General features: G+C 71.1%; 22 protein-coding genes and 1 tRNA gene. 13 read left to right on the top strand and 10 right to left on the bottom strand.

The genetic code is table 11. The annotated features are described in order from the left end of the window. Positions 1 to 82: 82 nt before the first annotated feature. The 3 genes from JOD46_RS03270 to JOD46_RS03280 all read left to right on the top strand — a co-directional run bounded on the left by JOD46_RS03270 (position 83) and on the right by JOD46_RS03280 (position 4894). Entirely contained in the window at positions 83 to 1900 is a 1818-nt protein-coding gene (locus JOD46_RS03270) for a glycoside hydrolase family 15 protein (protein ID WP_204391635.1), read from the top strand. Positions 1901 to 1966: 66 nt separating this feature from the next. Next, positions 1967 to 4444, top strand: a complete 2478-nt coding sequence (locus JOD46_RS03275) for an ATP-dependent DNA ligase (RefSeq protein WP_307834886.1) — start codon at positions 1967 to 1969, stop codon at positions 4442 to 4444. Between the two features lie 111 nt (positions 4445 to 4555). Beyond that, a complete protein-coding gene (locus JOD46_RS03280; RefSeq protein WP_204391637.1) occupies positions 4556 to 4894 on the top strand; it encodes a DUF7882 family protein in 339 nt (112 codons plus the stop codon). Positions 4895 to 4921: 27 nt separating this feature from the next. On the opposite strand, the gene JOD46_RS03285 is transcribed toward JOD46_RS03280, so the two are convergent. The 4 genes from JOD46_RS03285 to JOD46_RS03300 all read right to left on the bottom strand — a co-directional run bounded on the left by JOD46_RS03285 (position 4922) and on the right by JOD46_RS03300 (position 8350). After that, complete coding sequence (locus tag JOD46_RS03285) at positions 4922 to 6019, bottom strand: fatty acid desaturase family protein (RefSeq protein ID WP_204396189.1); 1098 nt, start codon at positions 6017 to 6019, stop codon at positions 4922 to 4924. Positions 6020 to 6164: 145 nt separating this feature from the next. Next, positions 6165 to 7151 carry a DNA topoisomerase IB gene (locus JOD46_RS03290; RefSeq protein WP_204391639.1) on the bottom strand — a complete coding sequence of 329 codons (987 nt, stop codon included), beginning with the start codon at positions 7149 to 7151 and terminating at the stop codon, positions 6165 to 6167. Positions 7152 to 7161: 10 nt separating this feature from the next. Next, positions 7162 to 7434 (bottom strand): DUF7218 family protein, encoded by a 273-nt coding sequence (locus tag JOD46_RS03295; RefSeq protein ID WP_204391641.1) that lies wholly within the window; start codon positions 7432 to 7434, stop codon positions 7162 to 7164. 34 nt (positions 7435 to 7468) lie between these two features. Beyond that, the gene (locus JOD46_RS03300) at positions 7469 to 8350 is read right to left on the bottom strand and encodes an SDR family oxidoreductase (protein WP_307834887.1); all 882 of its coding nucleotides are present in this window, start codon (positions 8348 to 8350) and stop codon (positions 7469 to 7471) included. A 281-nt stretch (positions 8351 to 8631) separates the two neighbouring features. On the opposite strand from JOD46_RS03300, the gene JOD46_RS03305 reads away from it, so the two are divergent. After that, positions 8632 to 8796: a hypothetical protein gene (locus JOD46_RS03305; RefSeq protein WP_204391644.1), complete on the top strand. Its 165-nt coding sequence runs from the start codon at positions 8632 to 8634 to the stop codon at positions 8794 to 8796. Positions 8797 to 8907: 111 nt separating this feature from the next. Next, on the top strand, positions 8908 to 9273 hold the full coding sequence (locus JOD46_RS03310) for a DUF7882 family protein (protein ID WP_204391646.1): 366 nt from the start codon (positions 8908 to 8910) through the stop codon (positions 9271 to 9273). 13 nt (positions 9274 to 9286) lie between these two features. Here the strand turns inward: JOD46_RS03310 and JOD46_RS03315 are convergent, their stop codons facing one another. Further along, positions 9287 to 9865, bottom strand: a complete 579-nt coding sequence (locus tag JOD46_RS03315) for an SRPBCC family protein (RefSeq protein WP_204391648.1) — start codon at positions 9863 to 9865, stop codon at positions 9287 to 9289. 146 nt (positions 9866 to 10011) lie between these two features. On the opposite strand from JOD46_RS03315, the gene JOD46_RS03320 reads away from it, so the two are divergent. Then, a complete protein-coding gene (locus JOD46_RS03320; protein ID WP_204391650.1) occupies positions 10012 to 10215 on the top strand; it encodes a hypothetical protein in 204 nt (67 codons plus the stop codon). Between the two features lie 26 nt (positions 10216 to 10241). On the opposite strand, the gene JOD46_RS03325 is transcribed toward JOD46_RS03320, so the two are convergent. Continuing rightward, positions 10242 to 10565, bottom strand: coding sequence for a DUF7882 family protein (locus JOD46_RS03325; RefSeq protein ID WP_204391652.1), 324 nt, complete (start codon positions 10563 to 10565; stop codon positions 10242 to 10244). Positions 10566 to 10759: 194 nt separating this feature from the next. Here JOD46_RS03325 and JOD46_RS03330 point away from each other — a divergent pair, with 194 nt between their 5' ends. From JOD46_RS03330 to JOD46_RS03340, 3 genes are read left to right on the top strand one after another with little or no spacing between them, the layout of a single operon-like run. Next, positions 10760 to 12142, top strand: a complete 1383-nt coding sequence (locus JOD46_RS03330; RefSeq protein ID WP_204391654.1) for an ABC transporter substrate-binding protein — start codon at positions 10760 to 10762, stop codon at positions 12140 to 12142. Between the two features lie 3 nt (positions 12143 to 12145). Continuing rightward, positions 12146 to 13150, top strand: a complete 1005-nt coding sequence (locus JOD46_RS03335; protein ID WP_204391656.1) for a carbohydrate ABC transporter permease — start codon at positions 12146 to 12148, stop codon at positions 13148 to 13150. Next, positions 13147 to 14091: a carbohydrate ABC transporter permease gene (locus JOD46_RS03340; RefSeq protein WP_204391658.1), complete on the top strand. Its 945-nt coding sequence runs from the start codon at positions 13147 to 13149 to the stop codon at positions 14089 to 14091. The genes JOD46_RS03335 and JOD46_RS03340 overlap by 4 nt, the downstream gene beginning before the upstream one ends. A 73-nt stretch (positions 14092 to 14164) precedes the next feature. Here the strand turns inward: JOD46_RS03340 and JOD46_RS03345 are convergent, their stop codons facing one another. After that, on the bottom strand, positions 14165 to 14833 hold the full coding sequence (locus JOD46_RS03345) for a DUF6766 family protein (protein WP_204391661.1): 669 nt from the start codon (positions 14831 to 14833) through the stop codon (positions 14165 to 14167). A 228-nt stretch (positions 14834 to 15061) separates the two neighbouring features. Between JOD46_RS03345 and JOD46_RS03350 the strand changes: the two genes are divergently transcribed. After that, positions 15062 to 15134 (top strand) — tRNA-Arg (locus tag JOD46_RS03350). Between the two features lie 77 nt (positions 15135 to 15211). On the opposite strand, the gene JOD46_RS03355 is transcribed toward JOD46_RS03350, so the two are convergent. Then, positions 15212 to 17143: an alpha-amylase family protein gene (locus tag JOD46_RS03355; RefSeq protein WP_204391663.1), complete on the bottom strand. Its 1932-nt coding sequence runs from the start codon at positions 17141 to 17143 to the stop codon at positions 15212 to 15214. A gap of 152 nt (positions 17144 to 17295) precedes the next feature. Here JOD46_RS03355 and JOD46_RS03360 point away from each other — a divergent pair, with 152 nt between their 5' ends. The 3 genes from JOD46_RS03360 to JOD46_RS03370 all read left to right on the top strand — a co-directional run bounded on the left by JOD46_RS03360 (position 17296) and on the right by JOD46_RS03370 (position 19386). Beyond that, positions 17296 to 18471, top strand: coding sequence for a hypothetical protein (locus JOD46_RS03360; RefSeq protein ID WP_204391665.1), 1176 nt, complete (start codon positions 17296 to 17298; stop codon positions 18469 to 18471). A 94-nt stretch (positions 18472 to 18565) separates the two neighbouring features. Beyond that, positions 18566 to 19075 (top strand): Hsp20/alpha crystallin family protein, encoded by a 510-nt coding sequence (locus tag JOD46_RS03365; RefSeq protein WP_204391667.1) that lies wholly within the window; start codon positions 18566 to 18568, stop codon positions 19073 to 19075. Further along, complete coding sequence (locus tag JOD46_RS03370) at positions 19072 to 19386, top strand: GNAT family N-acetyltransferase (protein WP_204391668.1); 315 nt, start codon at positions 19072 to 19074, stop codon at positions 19384 to 19386. The genes JOD46_RS03365 and JOD46_RS03370 overlap by 4 nt, the downstream gene beginning before the upstream one ends. 302 nt (positions 19387 to 19688) lie before the next feature. Here JOD46_RS03370 and JOD46_RS03375 read toward each other — a convergent pair whose 3' ends face one another. Both JOD46_RS03375 and JOD46_RS03380 read right to left on the bottom strand, forming a co-directional pair. Continuing rightward, positions 19689 to 21668 (bottom strand): APC family permease, encoded by a 1980-nt coding sequence (locus JOD46_RS03375; RefSeq protein WP_204391669.1) that lies wholly within the window; start codon positions 21666 to 21668, stop codon positions 19689 to 19691. Between the two features lie 78 nt (positions 21669 to 21746). After that, positions 21747 to 22196: a MarR family winged helix-turn-helix transcriptional regulator gene (locus tag JOD46_RS03380; protein WP_307834888.1), complete on the bottom strand. Its 450-nt coding sequence runs from the start codon at positions 22194 to 22196 to the stop codon at positions 21747 to 21749. Between the last annotated feature and the right edge of the window lie 174 nt (positions 22197 to 22370).

Genomic DNA, 22370 nt, shown 5'->3' on the forward strand with positions numbered 1-22370 from the left:
CAACGTAGGCCCGCCGGTCGCCGGGCGCCGCGAGTCACCGGTGGGGTTGACAGCGCCCTGCGGCGGCGCTCATCGTCGGACGATGGACGGTCCGACGCCGATCAGGGACTACGCGCTCATCGCCGACGGCGCCTCGGGCGCGCTCGTCTCGCGCGAGGGGAGCATCGACTGGCTCTGCCTGCCGCGCTACGACTCGCCCTCGATGTTCGCGGCGCTGCTCGGCGGTCCAGAGGCCGGGCACTGGACGCTGCGTCCGACATCGCGGACGGCGACGCCGACCCGCGAGTACGTCCCGGGCACGTTCGTGCTGCGCACGGTCTGGCGGGACGGCGACGCGGAGGCGGAGGTGATCGACTTCATGCCGTTCCGCGACGGGCGCAGCAACCTCGTCAGGGTGGTCCGCGGTCTCTCGGGGGCCATGGAGTTCCGCGACATCATCCGGCTGCGGTTCGACTACGGCGCGCTGCGGCCCTGGGTGCGGCGGATCGACGAGCCCGGCGGGCCGGCCCTGCTCGCCGTCGCCGGGCCCGACGCGGTCGTCATCCGCGGTGTGCGGCACCACGCCGAGGACGGCGCGCACGTCGCCGAGTTCGCCGTGGGTCCCGGCGAGGTCGCCCACGTCGGGCTCACCCGATACGCCTCCCATCACGAGCCGCCGTCGCCCATCGACCTGCCGGGCATCCTGGAGTGGACCATCGACTGGTGGCAGGACTGGGCGTCGCGGAGCGAGCCTCCGTCGCCGTACGACCGCGAGGTGCAGCGCTCGCTGCTCGTGCTGCGCGGCCTGACGCACGACGAGACGGGTGGCGTCGTCGCGGCGGCGACCACCAGCCTGCCCGAGGAGCTCGGCGGTTCGCGCAACTGGGACTACCGCTACGTCTGGCTGCGCGACGCCGCCCTGACCATCGAGGTGCTCGTCGACCACGGCTATCGCGAGGAGGCGGAGAAGTGGCGGCGCTGGCTGCTGCGCGCGATCGCCGGCGACCCGTCGGGCATCCAGATCATGTACGACGTCGAGGGAGCGCGCCGGCTCCCCGAGATCGAACTCGGCCACCTTCCGGGGTACGCGGGCTCCGCGCCGGTGCGCACGGGCAACGCCGCCTACACCCAGGTGCAGTGGGACGTGTACGGCGAGGTCATGGTCGCGCTGCATGCGGCGCGGCGGGCCGGGCTCCGCGAGACCGAGTTCTCGTGGCCGCTGCAGATCGCGCTGCTGGACTTCCTCGGCAGCGCCTGGGAGCGCCCCGACCGCGGCATCTGGGAGATCCGCGGCCCGGACCGGCACTTCACGCACTCGAAGGCCATGGTGTGGGCCGCGTTCGACCGGGGCATCCGCGGCGTTGAGGAGTTCGGGCTCGCGGGGCCGGTCGAGGAATGGCGGCGGCACCGCGACCTGGTGCGTGACGACATCCTGCACCACGGCTTCGACGCCGCGCGGAACACCTTCACGCAGTACTACGGCGGGGCGGGGACGGATGCCGCTTTGCTGGTGCTCCCGCAGATCGGCTTCATCGAGGCGGACGATCCGCGCATGCTGGGCACGGTGGCCGCGATCGAGCGCGAACTCCTGCGCGACGGCCTGCTCCTTCGGTACCGCACCGAGACGGACGTCGACGGGTTGCCCGGGAATGAGAACCCGTTCCTCGCCTGCTCCTTCTGGCTCGTCGAGCAGTATGCGGCGTCGGGGCGGCTCGAGGACGCGAGGGCGCTCATGCGGCGCCTGAACGGGTTCGTCAACGACGTCGGGCTCCTCAGCGAGGAGGTCGACCCGGCCAGCGGCGCGCACATGGGCAACACGCCGCAGGCGCTCTCGCACCTCTCGCTCGTGCGCGCGGCCGACGCCATCGCGAAGGTGGCGCACGGGCAGGCCGAGGAGCTTCCCGACGTGCGCGGCGAATGAGCAGCGCCTGACCACCGCGCCGTCCACCCCTGCGGCGATCCGCGCGGGATCGGGCAGGATGGTGGCGTGGCCGAGGGCGCGCGCCAGCTCGTGGAGGTCGACGGCCGCCGGATGCGGCTGACGAACCTCGACAAGGTCATGTACCCCGAGACCGGCATGACCAAGGGCGAGGTCATCGCCTACTACGCCGAGATCGCCCCGGTCATGGTGCCCCTCGTCACCGGCCGCCCGGTGACGCGCAAGCGCTGGGTCGAGGGCGTCGGCACCGCGGATGCGCCGGGGCAGGTGTTCTTCGAGAAGAACCTCGCCGAGCACGCGCCCGACTGGGTGCGCAGCGGCGTCATCCAGCACAGCGACGGGCCGAAGACCTACCCGATCGCCGACGATCGGGCGACCCTGGTCTGGCTCGCGCAGCAGGCGTCGCTCGAGGTGCACGTGCCGCAGTGGCGCTTCCGGCCCGACGGCGCACCCGGCACCCCCGACCGCATGGTGCTCGACCTCGACCCCGGTCCGGGCATGGGGCTCGCGGAGTGCGCGGAGGTCGCTCGGCTGGTGCGCGCGATCCTCGACGGGATGGGCCTCGAGGCGTTCCCGGTCACGAGCGGCAGCAAGGGCATCCACCTCTACGCCGCGCTCGACGGTGCGCAGACCTCCCAGCAGGTGTCGGATGTCGCGCGCGAGCTGGCCCGAGCGCTCGAGGCCGATCATCCCGACCTCATCGTGTCGAGCATGCGGAAGTCGTTGCGCGCGAGTCGCGTGCTCATCGACTGGAGCCAGAACAACGCGAACAAGACCACCATCGCGCCGTACTCGCTGCGCGGGCGACCGACCCCGACCGTCGCGGCGCCGCGCACCTGGGAGGAGCTCGACGACCCGGACCTCCGCCACCTCGAGGCCCACGAGGTGCTCGCACGCGTCGCCGGCGGGCTCGATCCGATCGCGCCGCTCGGGGCCGCGGCGGCGGGATCGGGTCCGCTCGCGACCTACCTCTCGATGCGCGAGTCCGGCGCCACGCCCGAGCCGATGCCGTCGTCGCCGTGGGGTGCCGCGGGCGAGGGCGCACCCCGCTTCGTGATCCAGGAGCACCATGCCCGGCGCCTGCACTACGACCTGCGCCTCGAGCGCGACGGCGTGCTAAAGAGCTGGGCGGTGCCGAAGGGCGTGCCCGAGAGCGCCGATCGGAACAACCTCGCGGTGCAGACCGAGGACCATCCCATGGAGTACCTCGTCTTCGAGGGCACCATCCCGGCCGGGCAGTATGGCGCCGGCAGCATGACAGTGTGGGACACGGGCACGTACCAGTCGGAGAAGTGGCGCGACGACGAGGTGATCTTCACGCTCACCGGACGTCCCGGCGGCCCGCTCGGCCGGGTGCGCCTCGCGCTGATCCGCACGCAGGGCGAGGGCGAGAAGAGCCAGTGGCTGCTGCACCGGATGAAGGAGCAGCAGGAGGCGCGGTCCCACGAGGCGCCGCCCGCACCGGCCGCGCCGCCGGCCCCGACGCCGGCTCCGCCGACGGCGGCCGAGGTGGCGCCTGAGGAGCCGCCGTGGGCCGCGCGCGCCACGGCCGCGTCGGTCGCGGAGCCCATCGACCTCTCGCCGATGCTCGCGGTGCCCGGCGCGGCCGGACTGGTCGACGGCGACGACTGGGCGCTGGAGTGGAAGTGGGACGGCATCCGCCTCCTCGCCCGCGTCGACGACGGCGCCGTGCGACTGGTCAGCAGGAAGGGCATCGACCAGACCGCGACCTACCCCGACCTGGCCGGGGTCGCCCGCGTGCTGCGGGGCGATGCACTCGTCGACGGCGAGGTGGTCGCGCTCGACGAACGGGGCCGTCCCGACTTCGGCCTCCTCCAGCAGCGGATGAACCTCACCCGGCCCCGCGAGATCGCGGCCGCCGCGAAGGCGGTGCCGGTCGTCCTGCACCTCTTCGACGTGCTCGAGATCGCCGGCGTGTCGACGATGGACGAGCCCTACACCCGGCGGCGCGAGCGCCTCGAGCGGCTGTTCCGTCGACGGGACGGCGTGCCGGTCGACGTGCCGCCGCTCGCCGAGGGCGACGTCGACGCCGCGCTCGAGGAGGCCCGGCGCCTCGGGCTCGAAGGGCTCGTCGCCAAGCGCCGCCGATCCCGCTACAGGCCCGGCGTGCGTTCCGACGACTGGGTGAAGCTGAAGCTGTCCCGTACCCAGGAGGTCGTCATCGGCGGCTACCGCAAGGGCGTCGGGGGCAGGGAGGGCCGCATCCGCTCCCTGCTCGTCGGCATTCCCGAGGAGGGCGGCCTGCGCTACGTCGGCCGGGTGGGGTCGGGCCTGCGCGAGCGCGACGCCGAACGGCTCATCGCCCGCCTCGACGAGCTCGCGCAACCGGAGCCGCCGTTCCTGGACGTGCCGGCCACGGATGTCCGCGATGCGGTCTGGGCGAGGCCCGAACTGGTCGGCGAGATGGAGTTCGGCGAGTGGACGCGCACGGGCGTCGCGCGCCATCCGCGGTGGCGTGGGCTGCGGCCCGACAAGCGCCCGGAGGATGTCGTCCTGGAGAGCTGAGATCGTTCGCGTATCCGATATCGGCTGAACTTCTCGATTCGCGAGAGAGAACGCGAGGATTCGTCTTTCCGGGGTGTTCGACGCCCCCCATCAGGGGGTAGGGTGCCGCGCGTGGGCACTCTCTACTACGGCGACTCGGGTACCCCGGTCGAGATCGACGACCGGGCGCTCGCGCACCTGAAGATCGCGATCACCACGAAGCTCCGCCGCGGCGAGAGCTTCATGTTCTCGTGGCGCCACGGCGCCGGCGAGCCCCGCGGGCGCAGCTCGCTGTGGCTGCACCCCGCCATCCCCCTGCGATTCGTCTTCCAGGAGGAGGTGGCGCCCGAGCTCAGCCGGGAGTGGATCGAGGAGCTCATGCGCTCGGCGAACTCCGGCGGCGGCATCGTCATCGACCTGCACGAGCTCGAGGCGCAGCGCCCCGGGCCCAAGCCGGTCGAGGCGGCCTAGCCGGAGCCGCCCTCCCGTCGACCGCCGTCAGCGCCGGCGGAACTCGCCGGCCGCAGGGCAGTCGAAGGGGTCGCGCGCCGCGAGCCCCACGCGGTTGAGGTAGCCGATCACGATCCGGTACGACTCGACCAGCGTGGTCTCGGTGTACGGGATCCCGAGCGACCGGCAGTGCTCCCGCACGATCTCGCGGGCACGGCCGAGGTGCGGGCGCGGCATGCTCGGGAACAGGTGGTGCTCGACCTGGTGGTTGAGCCCGCCCATCAGCGGGCTCGTCCAGCGGCCGGTGATGTTGCGGCTCGTGAGCACCTGCTTGCTGAGGAAGTCGAGCTTCGCGTCGGCCGGCACGATCGGCATGCCCTTGTGGTTGGGGGCGAACGACGCGCCCATGTACACGCCGAAGACGGCCAGCTGCACGCCGAGGAACGCGAACGCCATGCCGAGGGGGAGCACCCAGAACACGATCGCGACGTAGACGCCGATGCGCAGCGCGATGGTGCTGAGCTCGAGCGCGCGGCCGGGGACGGCCCGGCGCTCGAACAACGAGCGGATGGAGGTGACGTGCAGGTTGACGCCCTCGAGGAGGAGGAGCGGGAAGAACAGCCATCCCTGCCGCCGGGTGATCCACGCGAGGACGCCCCGCTGGCGCGCGGCGGACTCCTCGGTGAACGAGATCGTGTCGAACTCGATGTCGGGGTCCTTGCCGATCCGGTTCGGATTCGCGTGGTGGCGCGTGTGCTTGGTCATCCACCACTGGTAGCTGATCCCCACGATCGCGGTCGCGACGAGCCGTCCGACGCGGTCGTTCGCCTTGCCCGAGGCCAGGACGGCCCGATGCGACGCCTCGTGCGCGAAGAACGCGAACTGGGTGAAGATGATCCCGAACGCGGCCGCGATGAGCAGCTGGAACCAGGAGTCGCCGAGGAGCACGAATCCCGTGATCGCACCGCCGAGCGCGAGCGAGAGCCCGCCGATCAGGAGGCCGTAGAACCAGGGCGTGCGTCGCAGCAGCCCGCTCTCCTTGATGACCTGGGAGAGCGCCGTGTAGCTCTGCGTGATGCCCGGCCGATCGCCGCGCGGAGTGGTGGTGCGTACCGCGCCGAGTCGCGCAGGTACGGCGGAAGATATGGTCGTGATGGTCCGGCCCGTCGTCGTCGTCGACTTCCCAGCCGGTGGTTCACGGGCGACCGCCCGTTGCAGATGTCGCTAGCCTACGGGCGGTGCCTGCGTGTCGGATGTGCGTTCTCCGCGATCGGCGTCGCCGACCCGGGGATCACCCGCCGGCGTCGTCCACGTCGTCGACCAGCAGCTGCAGCAGGGCGGTCTCGCGGCCGCCGCGCAGGGCCACGAGGCGACCGTGCTCGTAGGCCTCGATGACGCGGGGGTCGACGTAGCTCGCCTTCGCGATGGCCGGCGTGTTGCCCAGTACCTCGCTCGCGTGCACGATCGCCTCGCGCACGGAGGCGTCGCGGGCGCGCTTGGTGGTCGCGGTGCCCAGCTCGGCGAGCCGGTCCGCCGCGGCCACCGTGCCGCGGAGCGTGCGGAAGTCCTTCGCGGTGAAGTCGCCGCCCGTGCGTGCGCGGATGTCCTCGTTGACGTCGACCGGACCGAGCGGCCGCAGGCGCCGGCCGAACTCGTGCGCGTACAGCCGCGAGGCGGGTGAGCGTCCTTCCATGCCGCGCACGAATCCCGCCAGCGCCGGGTCGGCCAGCACGAGGTCCTGCGCGATGCCGCCCTTGGCGCGGAACCGGAGTCGCACGGCGTCGGCACCCTCGAGCCGGGCGTTGCGCACGAGCAGCGTCGTGAGCCCGCGGCTGCGCGCCGTGGCCAGGGATTCCTCCGATCCGATCCGGATCGCCCCGAGGTCGAGGGTGCGGAACGCCGCCGCGAGCACGCGTTCGCGCGCGAGCCCCTCGAGATCGAGGTCGCGCCGCACGCTGCGCCGGGCGCCGGGCAGCGCTTCGGCGAGCGCCGTCATCCGGAGGAACTTCTCGAGGTCCTGCTTCTCCCGCCAGACCGGGTGGTAGAGGTACTGGCGGCGTCCGGCGGCGTCGACGCCCACGGCCAGGATGTGGGCATTGGGCGCCTCGGCGATCCACACGTCCTCCCAGGCGGGCGGGATCGCGAGGTCCTCGATCCGGCGGCGGTCCACGCGATCGACGGGCGAGCCGTCGGCGTGACGGTACGTGAAGCCGCGGCCGCGACGATGTCGCGTGATGCCGGGCGACGCGTAGGGCTCGACGCGTCGCAGCCGCGGCATCCGACGCCCCTCAGTGGTTGCGCAGGGCGCTGATCAGCTCGCCCTTGCGCTTGCCGCTGTAGCCGTGCAGGCCCAGTTCCTTCGCCCGCTTCTTCAGCTGGGGGACGGTCCAGTCGTCGTAGTCGCCCGACGTGCCGCCCCTGCGGCCGACCGCGCTGCGACCGCGAGCCGCGGCCGCGTTCGAGATCCTGGCGGCCTTCTCCTTCGAATCGCCCTGATCGCGGAGCTTCTCGTAGAGCTCCGGGTCATTCAGGGAGGACTGTCCGCGTCGATTCGCCGGCATGGCCTGCTCCTTCCGCTTCTCCATCATCGCCGCATCAGAGCGGCTTGCCACCCGTCACCGGGAGGATCGCGCCCGACGTGTACGAGGCGTCGTCGGAGGCGAGGTACACGTAGGCGCCCGCGAGCTCGGCGGGCTGTCCGGCCCGCCCGAGCGGGGTGTCCTGCCCGAACTTGGGCAGCTTGTCGGGCCAGCCGGTCGAGGGGATCAGCGGCGTCCAGATCGGGCCGGGCGCGACCGAATTGACCCGGATGCCGCGGGGCCCGAGCTCCTCGGCGAGCGCCTTGGTGAACGCCACGAGGGCGGCCTTGGTCATGGCGTAGTCGACCAGTCGCGACGACGGGTCGAAGCCCTGGATCGACGACGTCGTGATGATCGACGATCCCGCCGCCATCCGGGGCACCGCCGCCCGCGCGAGGAACACCGTCGCATAGAGGTTGGTGCGCATGACGGCGTCGAAGTCCTCGGTCGGGATCTCGTCGATGCCGCCACGGTCGCGCTGGTGCGCGGCGTTGAGGACGAGCAGGTCGATGCCGCCGAACGCGTCGCACGTGCGATCGACCAGGCCGGCGCAGAACGCCTCGTCGAGCAGGTCGCCCGGCAGCAGCTCGGCGCGGCGGCCCGCGTCCTCGATCCAGCGCGCGGTCTCCTCGGCGTCGGACTGCTCGGCGGGCAGGTAGGCGATCGCGACGTCGGCGCCCTCGCGCGCGAACGCGATCGCGACCGCACGTCCGATGCCGGAGTCGCCGCCGGTGATGAGGGCCCGGCGGCCGGCGAGCCGACCGTGCCCTCGGTAGCTGTGCTCGCCGTGGTCGGGTTGCGGACTCATCGCCGGGGTGAGGCCGGGCGGCTCCTGCTCCTGCCGTGGGAACGGCTCGGCGGGGTGCTTGGTGGTCGGGTCGGTCAGGTGGTCGGTCACGTGGTCCCCCTCGCGTGGGTCGTCCGGATGGTCGTGTCCGGCTTCCACGCTAGGTGCGGGAGTCGATGCGGTCGACGGGATTGACAGCGAGGGTTGAGCGGTCCGACATGGGGCGCGACTCGCCTGCCGTAGCATCCCCCTCGAACGGGGGTCAACCCCTCGCCGCTCGTCATCCGACACCCCTACCGTCGTCTGCACGAGGCCGACAGGCTGCCTCGGAGGGTGCGTCGACCCGGCGTGCCCGCACACCGTCCACCCGACGGGTACCCGAAGGAGAGATCATGAACATCCTCATCGCCATCATCGCCGTCGCCGCCATCGTGCTCCTCATCACCGGTGGCGCCGTCCAGTCGCTGCAGTTCCTGCTGTGGGTGGGCCTCGTGCTCGCGGTCCTGGCCGTCATCGTGTTCCTGGTGCGCTACCTCGGCGGGAAGAAGGCCGTCTGACGGCATCTGCTCCCACTCCACGGCGGGCGGCACCCTCTGGGTGCCGCCCGCCGTGGCGTGGTCCGACGTCCGGCGCGCCCATGACCCCCGAGCAGGGGTATCGTCGGGTGCATGGGCACGATGTTCTATGGCGACGCCGCCACGCCGATCGGCATCGAGGATCGCGCCTTGGCGCACCTCAAGGTCGCGATCATCACCAAGCTCCGGCGCGGCGAGTCGTTCACGGTCTCGTGGAAGCACGCGGACGACCAGCCGAGCGGGCGGAGCACGCTCTGGCTCCACCCGAACATCCCGCTGCGCTTCGTGTTCGACGAGCCCGAGCCGACCGAGCTCAGCCGGGCCTGGGTCGAGGAGCTCATGCGCTCGGCGAACTCGACGGGCGGCATCCTCCTGGTCCCCGAACAGCTCGACACCGGGCCGATCGCGACCGTCGAACCGCTCGCGACCGGACCCGGTGCCGAGGAGCCCGCGCCGTAGCGCGGAGTCGGGCCTAGGCCCGCAGGTCGGGGTCGGATCCGACGACGCCCTCGCTCATGGGCGGGTTCACCGTGCCGGCGGTGCCGGTGGTCGCGGTGCCGGGCAGCCCGGTGCCGCCGGGAGCCGTCTCCTGCGCGCCGTGGACCTCGCCGCGCCACGCGCCGGTCTCGGCCCGGCGCTCCTCGATGAACTCCTTGAACCGGTGCAGGTCGCGCTTGACCTGCGCGTCGTCGAGCTGCAGTGCGGCGCCGGCCTTCTCGACGAAGCCCTCGGGCTCCCACTCGATCGTGAGGTCGACGCGGGTGCGGTCGGCCGACACCGGACGGAAGTCGACGCGGCCGCGGTGGTGCACCTCGGCGGTGGTGCTGCGCCACGCGACGTGGTCGTCGGGCACCTGGTCGGAGACATCCGCGTCGAACTCGCGCGTGACGCCCGCGATCGAGACGATCCAGTGGGTCGACGTGTCGTCGAGCTGACGGACCGACTCGACGCCGTTCATGAAGTGGGGGAACGACTCGAACTGGGTCCACTGGTCGTAGGCCGTGCGGACCGGCACGTCCACCTCGGTATCCGCGGTGACGGTCGTGCTCATGTTGATCCTCCGTTTCCGGACGCGCCGGATGCGCGCCCGCGGCCACGGTAGGCACGCCCGCGCCGGGGAATCGAGGGGGTTGCAGGCCCCAGAGGCGGCTGGTACGACGGAGGCACGGAGAGACCGAGCGTCATCGGAGGTGCGCCATGGGAGAACTGACGACGGATGCCGAGCGGTGGTGGCCGCGACTGTCGATCCGCGCGAAGCACGCGATCCTCGCCGACCCGGCGGCGCCGCTCGACGACGCCGTACGCGAGGAGATCGGCACCCTCACCGACGCGCCCGCGCCCGAACGGCTCGGTGCGGCCGACCGCGACTACATCCGCACGCAGACCGAGTTCGTCGACTGACGCTCACCGAGGCCCCGGCCTCGGGATCACTCCACTTCGAAGGGCTCGTCCTCGGTGGGCTCGGGCACGTACTGCAGGCCCGACGTGCTGTTGGCCGAGAGCAGCATCTGCTCGATCCAGAGCCGGTTGAGCTTGGGCGGCCGGTTGCCGCTGAAGACGAACTGGAGCGGGATCGACTCGTGCAGCCACAGCGTGGTCCGGCCACTCCCGTGCTCGATGCCGTGCTCCCAGGTCATGGCGAAGCTCTCGGAGCGGCGCAGCTTGTTGATGATGGCCACGCGCAGGTGCGCGAGCGTACGGTCCTCGATCTCGATCTCGCGGTTCGAGGAGTTGTAGATGAGCTTGCCCATGCGGGAATGCTAGTGCCCCGGCTGCCTCGGCGAAGACTCGCGTGTGCACGAGCGCACACATTCCGCGGCCACCCCCGAACGGGGGAGGAGCGCTTCGCCGGAGAAGCGCTTCTGTCAATCCCCTTCTGGCCCGGTGCCCGCCACCGTACGGTTGCCGGGTCCGGGGGACGGGACAGACGAACGGGGATGCCAACATGCGAATCGGTCATCGTGCGCTCGGCGCCGCCGCGCTCACGGCCGCGGCCGGGCTCATGCTCGGCGGATGCGCCGTCGGAACGGGCGGACAGTCGAACGACACCAACGCGAAGTACGACCCCGATGCGAAGCTCTCGGGCACGCTCACGATCATGGGATTCGGCGGCGAGGACGAGGTTGCGACCGCGCGAATGGACCTGGCCGAGACCGAACTCGGCGACGTCGACGTCAAGCTCATCAAGGGCGACCTCGACATCCAGCAGTTCCTCTCGTCGGTCGCGTCGGGCGAGCCGCCGTCGCTGCTGTACGCCGATCGCGACCAGATCGGCTCGCTCGCCGCGCGCGGCGCCATCATCCCGCTCGAGGACTGCATCGACGGCGAGGGCATCGAGACGGGCGACTTCGTGGAGTCGGCGCTCGACCAGGTCACCCTCGACGGCACGGTCTACGGCATTCCCGAGTTCAACAGCGTGCAGCTCACGATGGCGGACCAGCAGTTGCTGGACGGCGCCGGCGTGACGATCGACGACGTGAACGGCTCCGACCGCACGGCGATGACCGATGCGGCCGCGAAGCTCGTGCAGCGCGACGGCGACAACGTGAAGGTCATCGGCGTCGACAGCAAGCTGCCCGAGTTCCTCGCGCTGTGGGTCGCGGCGGCCGGCGGGTCGCTCATCAGCGACGACGGCCGAACGGCGCAGCTCGACTCCGAGGAGGCCGTGTCGTCACTCGAGTGGGCGGCGGGCATCTACGAGGAGCAGGGCGGTTTCCCGGCCATCAAGGCCACGCGCGACGCGGCCGACTTCTTCGGCGCCGGCAACCAGTTCGCCACGAACACGCTCGGCGCGATGCCGATGGAGCAGTGGTACCTCAACGTGCTGAACGAGGTGTCGCCCGACGCGCCCATGGCCTTCGACACGGTCCGCACGACCGACGGCGACCCGATCGCGTACGCGACCGGCAGCGCGTGGGCGATCCCGTCGGGCAGCGACAACCCCGAGGCCGCGTGCCGCTGGGCCCGCGCCATGACCTCGGTCGACGCCTGGCGAGCCGCCGCCGACGCCCGCCTGTCGGCGCGCAACGACGCCGGGCTGCCCTTCACGGGCATCCTCACCGGCAACACGGTCGCCGACGAGGAGATCAAGGGCATGACCACGGCCGACGAGGAGCCGTGGGCCTCCGGCGTGGCCGCGATGTACGAGGCGAACGACCACACCTTCTCGCTGCCCGCCAACCCGGCCGACGCCGAGTTCGAGGACGCCATGTTCGAGGCGGTCAACAGCGTGCTCACGAGCGGCGCCGACCCGGCCGAGGCGCTCGCCAAGGCGCAGGAGACCGCGCAGAAGGCGCTCGATGACGGCTGGGCCGAGCTGGAGGGCTGAGCGGTGTCCACCGCGACCCGTCCGGCGACCGGCTCCGAGCCGGAACCCGCCGCACAGGCCGGCCCGCCCTCCGGGGCGGCGCCGGCCGCGGTCGGCCGCGAGCGCGGCCGCCGACGGGCGCACCGGCGGAACCTCTTCTCCGCGCTGCTGTTCCTGAGCCCGTGGATCGTCGGGTTCCTCGTGTTCACCGCGTGGCCGATGATCTACAGCGCCTACCTCTCGCTCACCGACTACGACGTGATCAACAATCCCGAATTCATCGGGATCCAGAACTACGTCGATCTCGCGTCCGACGAGAAGCTGCTCCTCGCGCTCGGCAACACCGCGATCTTCACGCTCCTGCAGGTGCCCCTCTACGTCGTCGTGTCGCTCGCCCTGGCCCTGCTGCTCGACCGGGCGGGCCGGGCGTCCGGCTTCTACCGCACGGTGTTCTTCCTCCCGAAGATGACCCCGCCCGTCGCCGTCGGCGTGTTGTTCCTGCTGCTCTTCAACGGCCAGAACGGCCTCGTGAACGGCGTGCTCGGATTCTTCGGCATCGACGGGCCGTCGTGGACGACCGACCCGGCGTGGGTGAAGCCGGGTCTCGTCTTCATGTCGCTGTGGACGGTCGGCGCCTCGGTGATCATCCTGCTCGCGGCGCTGCGCAACGTGCCGAAGGAGCTCTACGAGTCGGCGCAGCTGGACGGCGCGGGCTTCTGGCGGCAGTCGTTCAGCGTGACGCTGCCGATGATCAGCCCGGCGCTCTTCTTCATCATCGTGGTGAACACGATCGCCGGCCTGCAGACCTTCGACGAGGCCTACACGGCGTTCTTCGGCGCGGGCAACACCACGTACAGCAACGATGCCGCGCTGTTCTACGTCATCTACCTGTTCCAGCAGGCGTTCGAGTACCTGCACATGGGCTACGCGTCGGCCATGGCGTGGCTGCTGTTCGTGGTGATCATGATCATCACGGCCATCCAGCTGGTCGTGTCGCGCCGGCTCGTCTACTACGAGGGGGACCGATGAGCACCGACATCCGGGTCGCGGCCGCCGAGTCGCAGGCCGCCCGCCCCGCTCCGATCACGGGTCCGGAACCCGCGCGTCCGGCTCCCGCCGGGCCGCGCGGCCGGGCGCGCGCTCGCCGGCGCACCGGCACGGTGATCGCGTGGATCGCGCTGAGCCTCATCGGCATCGTGTTCCTCTACCCGTTCGTGTGGCTCGTGAGCGCGTCGTTCAAGCCCCGCAGCGACGTGTTCGACAACCGGCTGATCCCGCAGACCTTCACGTGGGACAACTACGTGCAGGTCTGGAACGAGGCGCCGCTCGGGCTGTGGCTGCTGAACACCGCCATCGTCACGGTGCTCGCCGCGGTCACCGTGACCATCTCGAGCGCGATGGTCGCGTGGGGATTCGCGTACTTCCGCTTCCGCGGCCGCGGGTTCCTCTTCGGGCTCGTGCTCGCGACCATGATGCTGCCCGGCGCGGTCACCATGATCCCGACGTTCCTCATCTGGAACGCCCTCGGGCAGGTGGGCACGCTCACCCCCCTGTGGGCCGGCAACCTCTTCGGCAGCGCGTTCTACATCTTCCTGCTGCGCCAGTTCTTCCTCGGCCTGCCGCGCGACCTGTTCGAGGCCGCGCGCATCGACGGCGCGAGCCAGTGGGGCGTGTTCTGGCGCATCGCGCTCCCGCTGACGGGTCCGGCGCTGGCCGTCGTGATGGTCTTCGAGGTGCAGGCGGTGTGGACCGACCTGATGAGGGCCCTCATCTACCTGCGCGACTCCGACACGTTCACGATCCCGCGCGGGCTGAAGTCGCTCGTCGACGCGTTCGGCTTCGGGGGCGAATGGCACTGGGAGATCATCGTGACGGCGAGCGTCATCACGACGGTGCCGCTCATCATCGTGTTCTTCCTCGCCCAACGGCACATCATCGACGGCGTCGCGTCGACGGGGTTGAAGGGCTAGCGACGAGCGGATGCCGCGGGGCCGGCGATCTCACGTCGAGTCGCCGCCCCGCGACCTCCGGGCCCGGCTCGCGCTACCCCTCGACCGAGGTCGCCTCGTGGGGTGTGCCGACGGGCTTGGACTCGCTCGAGCCGCGCTGGCGCAGGATGATCGACAGCGCGACCATGCTGCCCACGGCGAGGAACTCCGACTGCCAGTTCTGCAGGGTCCGGTTCCAGAAATCCGGGTTGGCGAGGTACTGCGCGAGATCGATCGGCGCCTGGCCGTGCATCGACTGCTCCTGGTTGTAGACGACCTGCCCCGCAAGCGCCTGCGCGAGCCAGGACAGCAGGAAGATCGTGCCCATCGTCAGCAGGAGCGAGTTGCTGTACACCCACGTCCGCCACCCGCCGGCCCGGGCCCACGCCGGGGAATCCGCGCGCGCGTAGCGGCCGACGAGCTGCTCGCGGTCGGAGCCCACGCCCTCCTCGCCCGGCTGCTTGGACTCGGGCGAACCCTTCTGGACCAGCCAGATCGTCGCGAGGATGAAGAGGAAGAACTGGAGGTACTCCGACTGCCAGTTCTCCGCGACGTCCACGACGAAGTCGGAGGACGTCACGAACTGCACCCAGGTGAGGGCCGGCTCACCATGCGTCGCGTTCTCCTGGTTGGTGACGAGGAGGCCCGCGACCGACTGCAGCGCGAGGGCGATGAGGAAGATGACGCCGAAGAAGATGCTGAGCAGGTGCTGACGGACGCGCATGGCTATCTCCCGCTGATCACGACAGCGAACATGTAGGCCAGGCCGGCGAAGATGCCGACCAACCACGTGGTGAACACGACTCTCATGTCTGGAACGTACTCCCGCCGCGCGTCGAGGGGCGAAGGGCTTGACGACCGCCCCCGCGACGCTCGATTGGCGCCGTGGCGACGCGTGGGTTAGAGTAACGGGGTTGCCTGATCAGCGAGGTTCGCGCAGGCGACATCCCATGCGCCCGTAGCTCAATGGATAGAGCATCTGACTACGGATCAGAAGGTTGGGGGTTCGAGTCCCTCCGGGCGCGCGGAAGAAGGCGGTTCGCAGCAGCGAGCCGCCTTCGTCGTTTCCGGTCGCGTCCGTCCCGCCGATCCGGCAACCGACTCAGAACCGTGGCGGCTCGTCCGCCGGGCGAACGCGCAGCCACGCGACGTGGCAGGGCTCGAGCACGAGGCCGCGTTCCAGCGACACGCGTCGGTCGGTGATGAGCTCGTGCGCGTCGGGGGCGAAGCCCGAGAGGGTGAGCGCGTCGATGGTCGCGGGCGCGTCGCCGACGTTCGCGAGGCAGAGCACCGTGGTGGCCTCGTCGGTCGCGACATCCGACCCCGGCCGCTGGTACGCGAGCACCGTGGGGTGCTTCGCGTCGAAGTCGAGCAGCCGGCCGCCCGCGAGCTCGGGGGCCTCGCGCCGCACGCGGATGAGCCGCGTGAGTCCGCGGTACACCGCGCCGGCCGGCGTCGAGGGGTCGTGCCGTCGCGCGTACGCCTCGGCGGGGAAGCGCGGGCGGTTCACCCACCGGCTGTCGTCGGCCGTGGCCGGGTCGTCGACGTACGAGTAGTCGTTGAGCTGCGCGACCTCGTCGCCGAGGTAGACGAGCGGGATGCCCCCGGTCGACAGCGCGATCGCGTGCGCGAGCAGCACCCGGTCGACGCCGTGCGGATCGCCCGCCTCGATGCCCGCGAGCGACGCCGTCGTGCCCGCGACCCGCGCATCGCCCGTGCGGGGGTTCTCCTGGAAGGGCACGCCGCGCGCGAAGCTGCCCGGGAACCGGTTCACGTAGAACGCGTTGAGGAATCGCCGGTGGTCGAACCCGTCGATGCCGAACTCGGCCGCGTCCTCGTCGGCGAAGGTCCAGCCGATGTCGTCGTGCCCGCGGACGTAGTTCACCCACGTGCATCCCTCGGGCAGCGCGTGCCGGCGCTCGAGCGCCTGCCGGAGCATCCGCGGGTCGCGCGTCGCGAGCGCCTCCCACGTGAGCGCCATCTGCAGGGGGTTGTACGAGAGCTGGCACTCGCCGAGGGAGATGTACTCCGCCACTTCGTCGGGGTGCACGATCGCCTCCGACTTGAAGAGCAGGGACGGCGCGGCGATGCGCAGCACGGCGTTGAACGCCTGCAGCAGCAGGTGCGCCTCGGGCAGCGACTCGCACGGCGTGCCGAGGCGCTTCCAGATGAAGGCGACCGCGTCCATGCGCAGCACGTCGACGCCGAGGTTGGCAAGGAAGAGCATCTCGCCGGCCATCGCGCGGAACACCGCCGGGTTGGCGTAGTTCAGGTCCCACTGGAACGTGTGGAAGGTCGCCCAGATCCAGCGGCCGTCGGGCAGTTGCACGAACGAGCCGGGATGGTCGTCGGGGAAGATCTCGCGGACCGTCCGCTCGTACGCGTCGGGCATCGTGCGGTCGGGGAAGAGCAGGTAGAAGTCCTCGTAGCCGGGGTCGCCGGCCACGGCGCGCCGGGCCCACTCGTGGTCGGATGCGGTGTGGTTGAAGATGAAGTCGAGCACGAGCGAGATACCGTGCCCGCGCAGCTCGGCGGCGAGGTCGCGCAGCTCGTCGATCGTGCCGAGGTGGGGCGCCACGGCCCGGTAGCTCGAGACCGCGTAGCCGCCGTCGGAGTTGCCCTCGGGCACCGCGAAGAGCGGCATCAGGTGCAGGTAGGTGAGCCCGAGCTCGACGAACTCCGGGATGCGCGCGCGCAGGCCCGCGAGGTCGCCCGCGTACCGGTCGACGTAGCAGACCCCGCCGAGCATGCGGTTCGACAGGTACCAGGTCGAGTCCGCCTCGCGGCGCGCGTCGGCGGCCTTCAGGTCGTCCGGGCGGGCAGCCCACGATCGGGCGGCGTCGGCGATGACGCCCTCGAGCTGGTCCAGTGCGTCCGAACGGTCGCCGTAGAGGCGCCGGAACAGCCCGTGCAGGGTGGGGAAGTGGGCCCGGAGGCGGCGGGCGAAGTGCTCATCCGCTCCCTCGGACGCTGCGGGGGATGCCGAGCTGATCCGGGCGAGGTCGACGTCGGCGTCGGTTCCCAGTCGTGCCATGCGCCCAGCCTGCCCGAAGTCGGGTCCGATCGGGGCATCCTGCCTGTGAATCGCCCATGCATCGCCGCCCGGCCGCGTCGCCGGCACGTGACTGCCGCTCGGCATGCGGATAGGCTCGAGACGGTCTGATTCCCGCGATCGAGAGTTCGGCTATGAGGGGTGTGCGAGCCGCAGCGATCGGCCCGGCGCCGATCGTCCGTCATGCTGCCCTCCTTGCGGCGATGATCGCGATCGCGAGCGCGGTCGCCGTGGCCGTGGCGAGCGAATTGGTCCACCTGGTCCACCTCTCCCACGGGGCCGGTCACTCGCACGGGGCCGACGGCCTGCATCTCGTGTTCGATCCGCTCTGCGTGCTCGTCGCGGTGCTCGTCGCCGCGCTGCTGCTGGCGGCGCTCGCGGTGGCATCGGCTCCTGCGGGCCGCCGGCCCGGCGCGCGCTGCCGCATCGTCTGGGCGAGTCCCGGGCTCGGTGCGATCGCGAACGCCGCGGTCTGGTCGACGATCGCCGCGCTCGCCGTGGGGGCCGCCGCCGAGGCCTTCGAGCCCCTGCCCGGCGGGCACCTGACGGCGTGCGCCCTGTTCGCGGGCACGCTCGGCGCCGTCACCGGAACCGTCCATCGCCGCGCGCACCACCAGTCGGCATACCGCTCGTTCAACATGGTCGCGATGCTGCTCGCCGCGGGCTGCCTGGCGAGCATGAGCCTGACCTCGACCGGCGAATGGTGGGCCCGCAACTTCAGCACGCTCGGCACCTCGGGTGATTTCGCCGCCGCCTGCTTCAACCTCGCGCTCATCCTCTCCGGCGGAGCCATGGCGGCCATGGCCGGCCGGCTCGCGAGCGGTCTCGCCCGGTCGGAGTACGCGGCCCGGCGCGGGGCCGTGCCGATGGTTCGCGTGCTCATTGCCGTGATCGGGCTCTCGCTCGCCGGTGTGGGGATCGTGCCGATCAACGCCGACGAGGTGCTGCACAACGTCTTCGCGAGCGCGGCCGGGGCGTCGTTCTTCCTGCTGGCCTCGCTGACGCCGTGGGTGGTGCGGCGGATGCCGCGGCGGCTCGTCGCGACATCCTGGGCGGCGCTGCTCGCCGAAGTCGGGGCCTGGATCGTCTACGACCGGCTCGGTCTCGCGTCGCTGACGGTCTTCGAGGTGGTCGCGTTCGCACTCGTCTTCGTCTGGCTCATCGCGCTCGTGGTGACGACGCATCCGACGATGACGCACGAGGCCGCCGGGCGGCGCCCGCCGTCGCGTCCGGCGACCGTGCCGGTCTCCGCGTTCGCGCTGGGCGGACCCCGTTCCGGAATGGTGCCCGCGCTCGCGCGTTCATCCTGAACAGGAGAAGTTGAGTCGCATCGGCTCAACTCGTATCATCGAAGCGAAGCCTGAGTCGATCAGACTCAACTTCGAAGCGATGGAAGGAGAGATCATGGCCACCAACGACCCATTCCGCGACCTCGACCGCCTCGCGTCCGCGCTCTTCGACACCACGCGCCGAGGGCCGCGCCGGATGCCGATGGACCTGTACCGCGACGGCGACCACTACGTGCTGACCGCCGACCTCCCGGGCATCGACCCGGGCTCGGTCGACATCGACGTCGACGGGCAGCTGCTCACCATCCGCGCGGAGCGCACGCTCCCCTCGGGCGAGGGCGTCACGTGGATCACGCGCGAGCGCGAGGCCGCATCGTTCCTGCGCCAGCTGAGCCTCGGCCAGGGCATCGACACCGAGCGCATCTCGGCGAGCTACGACAACGGCGTGCTGAGCATCACCATCCCGGTGAGCGAGAAGGCGAAGCCCCGCAAGATCTCGGTCGAGACGGCCGACAGCGCTCGCACCGTCCAGGTGCCCGAGGCATCGCACTCCGTGACCTCCGGCGGCCAGCAGCCGGGCGGCTCGGGCGTGGGCGAGGGCGGCGTGCAGCCGGTCGAGTCGTGACCGACGACGGGGTGCGGATCGACCGCGTCGATGAGGAGCACCGCTACGAGCTCTTCGTGGGCGACGACCTCGCGGGGTATGTCGAGTTCCGTGAGCGTCCGGGACGGATCGTGTTCATCCACACGATCGTCGATCCCGCCTTCGAAGGGCGCGGGTTCGGCAGCCGCCTCGCACGGCACGTGCTCGACGATGCGGTCGCGCGAGGCGATCGCATCGTGCCGCGGTGCCCGTTCATCGCCGCGTACCTGAAGACGCACCCCGGCTACGAGGAGTCGGTGGACTGGCCCGAGCACCGGCCCGAGCACGCCTGAGGCCGGCATCCGGACCACTCGGTCCGGATGCTGGCCCCCGCTCTGGGGCGCTGCGCCCGATCCATGCAGAGCGATACGATTCCTCAATACCCCGAGTCGGGTGCCCGACCCGACACTTGCCGCACGTCCGGTGGTCGCGACCGATTTGTCCCAGCACGGTCGCTCGGGAGGTTGGCTCGCCGAGCTCAGTTCGGGTCGCTCGGCGGGGAGGGCCTCCTGTGAGGCCGCGGTGGGGCGGGAGGTAGGGTTCCCGCCCCACCGTCATATCCGGGCGGATGGCGCGCCGCCGGACGGCACGCGGATCAGCCGCCCACGTGGACCATCGGCCGCTTGGCCGGGTCGTCCTCCGCCTCGCGGATGATCTCGCGCACGACCGGGGCGGTGTCGCCGCGCCCGAGCAGGATGTAGCGGAACATGTGCACGATGGGGTTGCCCTCGGCCCACTCGAAATGCGCGTGCGGGATGACGCCGGTCGCGTCGCGCATCGCGAGGAGGATGGCGGCGATGGCGTTGGGTGCCGCCGGGCTACCCGCCCGCAGGATGCGATGCCCGTCGACCTCGACGCCCCGCACGTGGAGGACCTCGCGGAAGTCGGACGGATCGATGACGGCCACCTCGAGGAAGAGCACGTCGGCCTTGCCGGGCACCGGGTTGAGCAGGCGCTGCGCGCGCTCCTTCTCCTCGTACTCGGCGGCGTCGCCGACGCCGGGCCGGTTCGCCACGATGTTCAGCCGTCCGTCGTAGACCAACGAGTCCGTGATGAACCGGCGGGCGGTCTCGTCGAACTCGATGCGATCGGCACGGATCTCGGTCGTGCGCGTCACGCGCGAGACGAGTGAGACCACGACGATCCCCAGGATGAACATGAGCGAGATCGCGATCCCGTCCGGCTTCTCCGTGACGTTGTCGAAGAGGGCGTACGCGAGGATCCCGGTGAGCACGCCGAAGCCGATCGCCCCGGCCGTGTGGCGGCGCCGGATCGCCGAGATGAGCACGGCCACCGCGGCCGAGGCCATCATCGCGAGGATCCCCGTCGCGTACGCGCCGGCCTGGGCGTCGACATCCGCCCGGAAGGCGATCGTGATGAGGATGCTGATCGTCGTGTACACGATCACGACCGGACGCACGGCGCGGCTCCAGTCGGGCGCCATGCCGTAGCCGGGTAGGTAGCGCGGGACGATGTTGATGAGGCCCGCCATCGCCGAGGCCCCCGCGAACCACAGGATGAGGATGCTGCTGAGGTCGTACGCCGTGCCGACGGCGTCGCCGAAGAACGCATGCGCGAGGTAGGAGAGCGCACGGCCGTTCGCCTCGCCGCCCGGCTCGAAGGCGTCAGCGGGGATGAGCAGCGTCGTCACGAGGCTGCTCGTGATGAGGAACGCGCTCATGATCAGCGCCGCGGTCGTCAGCAGTCGCTTCGTGTTGCGGATGCGCGACGCGAGCCGGCGCTCGGGCGTCCCGCCCGAGGCGGCCACGAGCGGCATCATGCTCACGCCGGTCTCGAAGCCCGACAGCCCCAGCACGAGCAGGGGGAACGCGATCACCGCCGGCACCAGGACGCCGGTGAGCACGTCGCCGCCGCGGGTGAGCGCGTCCCACCAGTCGGTGATGGTGAGCGGGTGCTCGACGATCGCGACGAGCCCGGCGCCGATGACGAGCGCGTTGAGCGCCAGGAACACCGCGACGAGCGGGATGGCGACGTTGACCGCCTCGGTGAAGCCCATGAGGAACACGCCGCCGAGCACGAGCAGGAGCAGGATCGTGATCGGCACCGCCAGGCCATCGAGCGCTTCGGGCGCGAAGGGGTTCTCGATGAGGTGCACGGTCGCATCGGCCGAGGAGAGGGTGATCGTGATGATCCACGACGTCGCGACGAAGCCGAGCAGCACGAGCACGAAGATCTTGCCGCGCCAGAAGGGCAGCAGCCGTTCGAGCATGGCCACCGAGCCCTGCCCGTGCGGGCTCTCGACGGCGACCTGCCGGTACATCGGCAGCATGCCGAGGAGCGTGAGGACCACGATCAGCAGCGTGGCGAGCGGGGCGACCGAGCCGGCGGTGACGATCGCGATCGAGGGCAGGTACGAGAGCGTGGAGAAGTAGTCCACGCCGGTCAGGCACATGACCTTCCACCACGCGTGCTGCTCGGCGTGGGCCTCCGGGGTCTCGGGGCCCGCCGGCTGCACGGTCCGCTCGAGCAGCCATCCGGCGAGCGGGCTTCCGGGCCCCGGCGGCGTCGGGCCGGGAACGCTCTCGGGGAACTCGAATCGAGACCAATCGCGCATGGCGCCTCCCGGACGGGGTCGACGACCCCTATGCCGATCCTCCCACCAGGTCGTTCGCTCGGCCTCCCGGCGTGCGCATCAGCCGGCCGGATGCTCCTGCGCCGTGCGGAGCCGGTCGCACAGGTCGATGAGCTGGTGCAGTTCGTCGTCGTCGAGCGCGGTGCCGACGCGATCGGTGATCGCGTGCATGTGGTGGATCGCCGCGCGACGGAACTCCTCGAAGCCCTTGGGCGTGAGCTGCACGATCGTGCCGCGACCGTCGAGCGGGTCGTCGGTCTTCTGCACCAGGCCGCGCGCGACGAGCCGGTCGACGAGCCGGCTCACGCTCGGCTGCGAGATGAGGACGTGGCGGTTGAGGTCCTTCAGGCGAAGGCGGCGGCCGGGCGCGCGCGAGATGTTGAACAGCACGTCGTACTCGTTGAGCGACATGAGCTCGGTGGGGAACTGCGCCGAGAGGCTGCGCATGATCGAGACCTGGGCGCGGAACAACGCCTCCCAAGCGGCCACGGCGGTCGCGCGATCAGCCACGCGTGCTCCCTTCATCGGATGCGGCGGCGACCACGCGCCGCGGACGTGTCCAACAATAGGCAACACGGCCGACGTCCGGGGAGCCCTCGATGCCGGGCGCCGCGCTCGCAGGCTCCTCGGGCCCGTGCCCGGGAACGGTTGAGGGCCGGTCGTAGAGGCTGACGACCGGCCCTC

The organism is Agromyces aurantiacus, from assembly GCF_016907355.1.
GTDB classification, from domain to species: Bacteria; Actinomycetota; Actinomycetes; order Actinomycetales; family Microbacteriaceae; genus Agromyces; species Agromyces aurantiacus.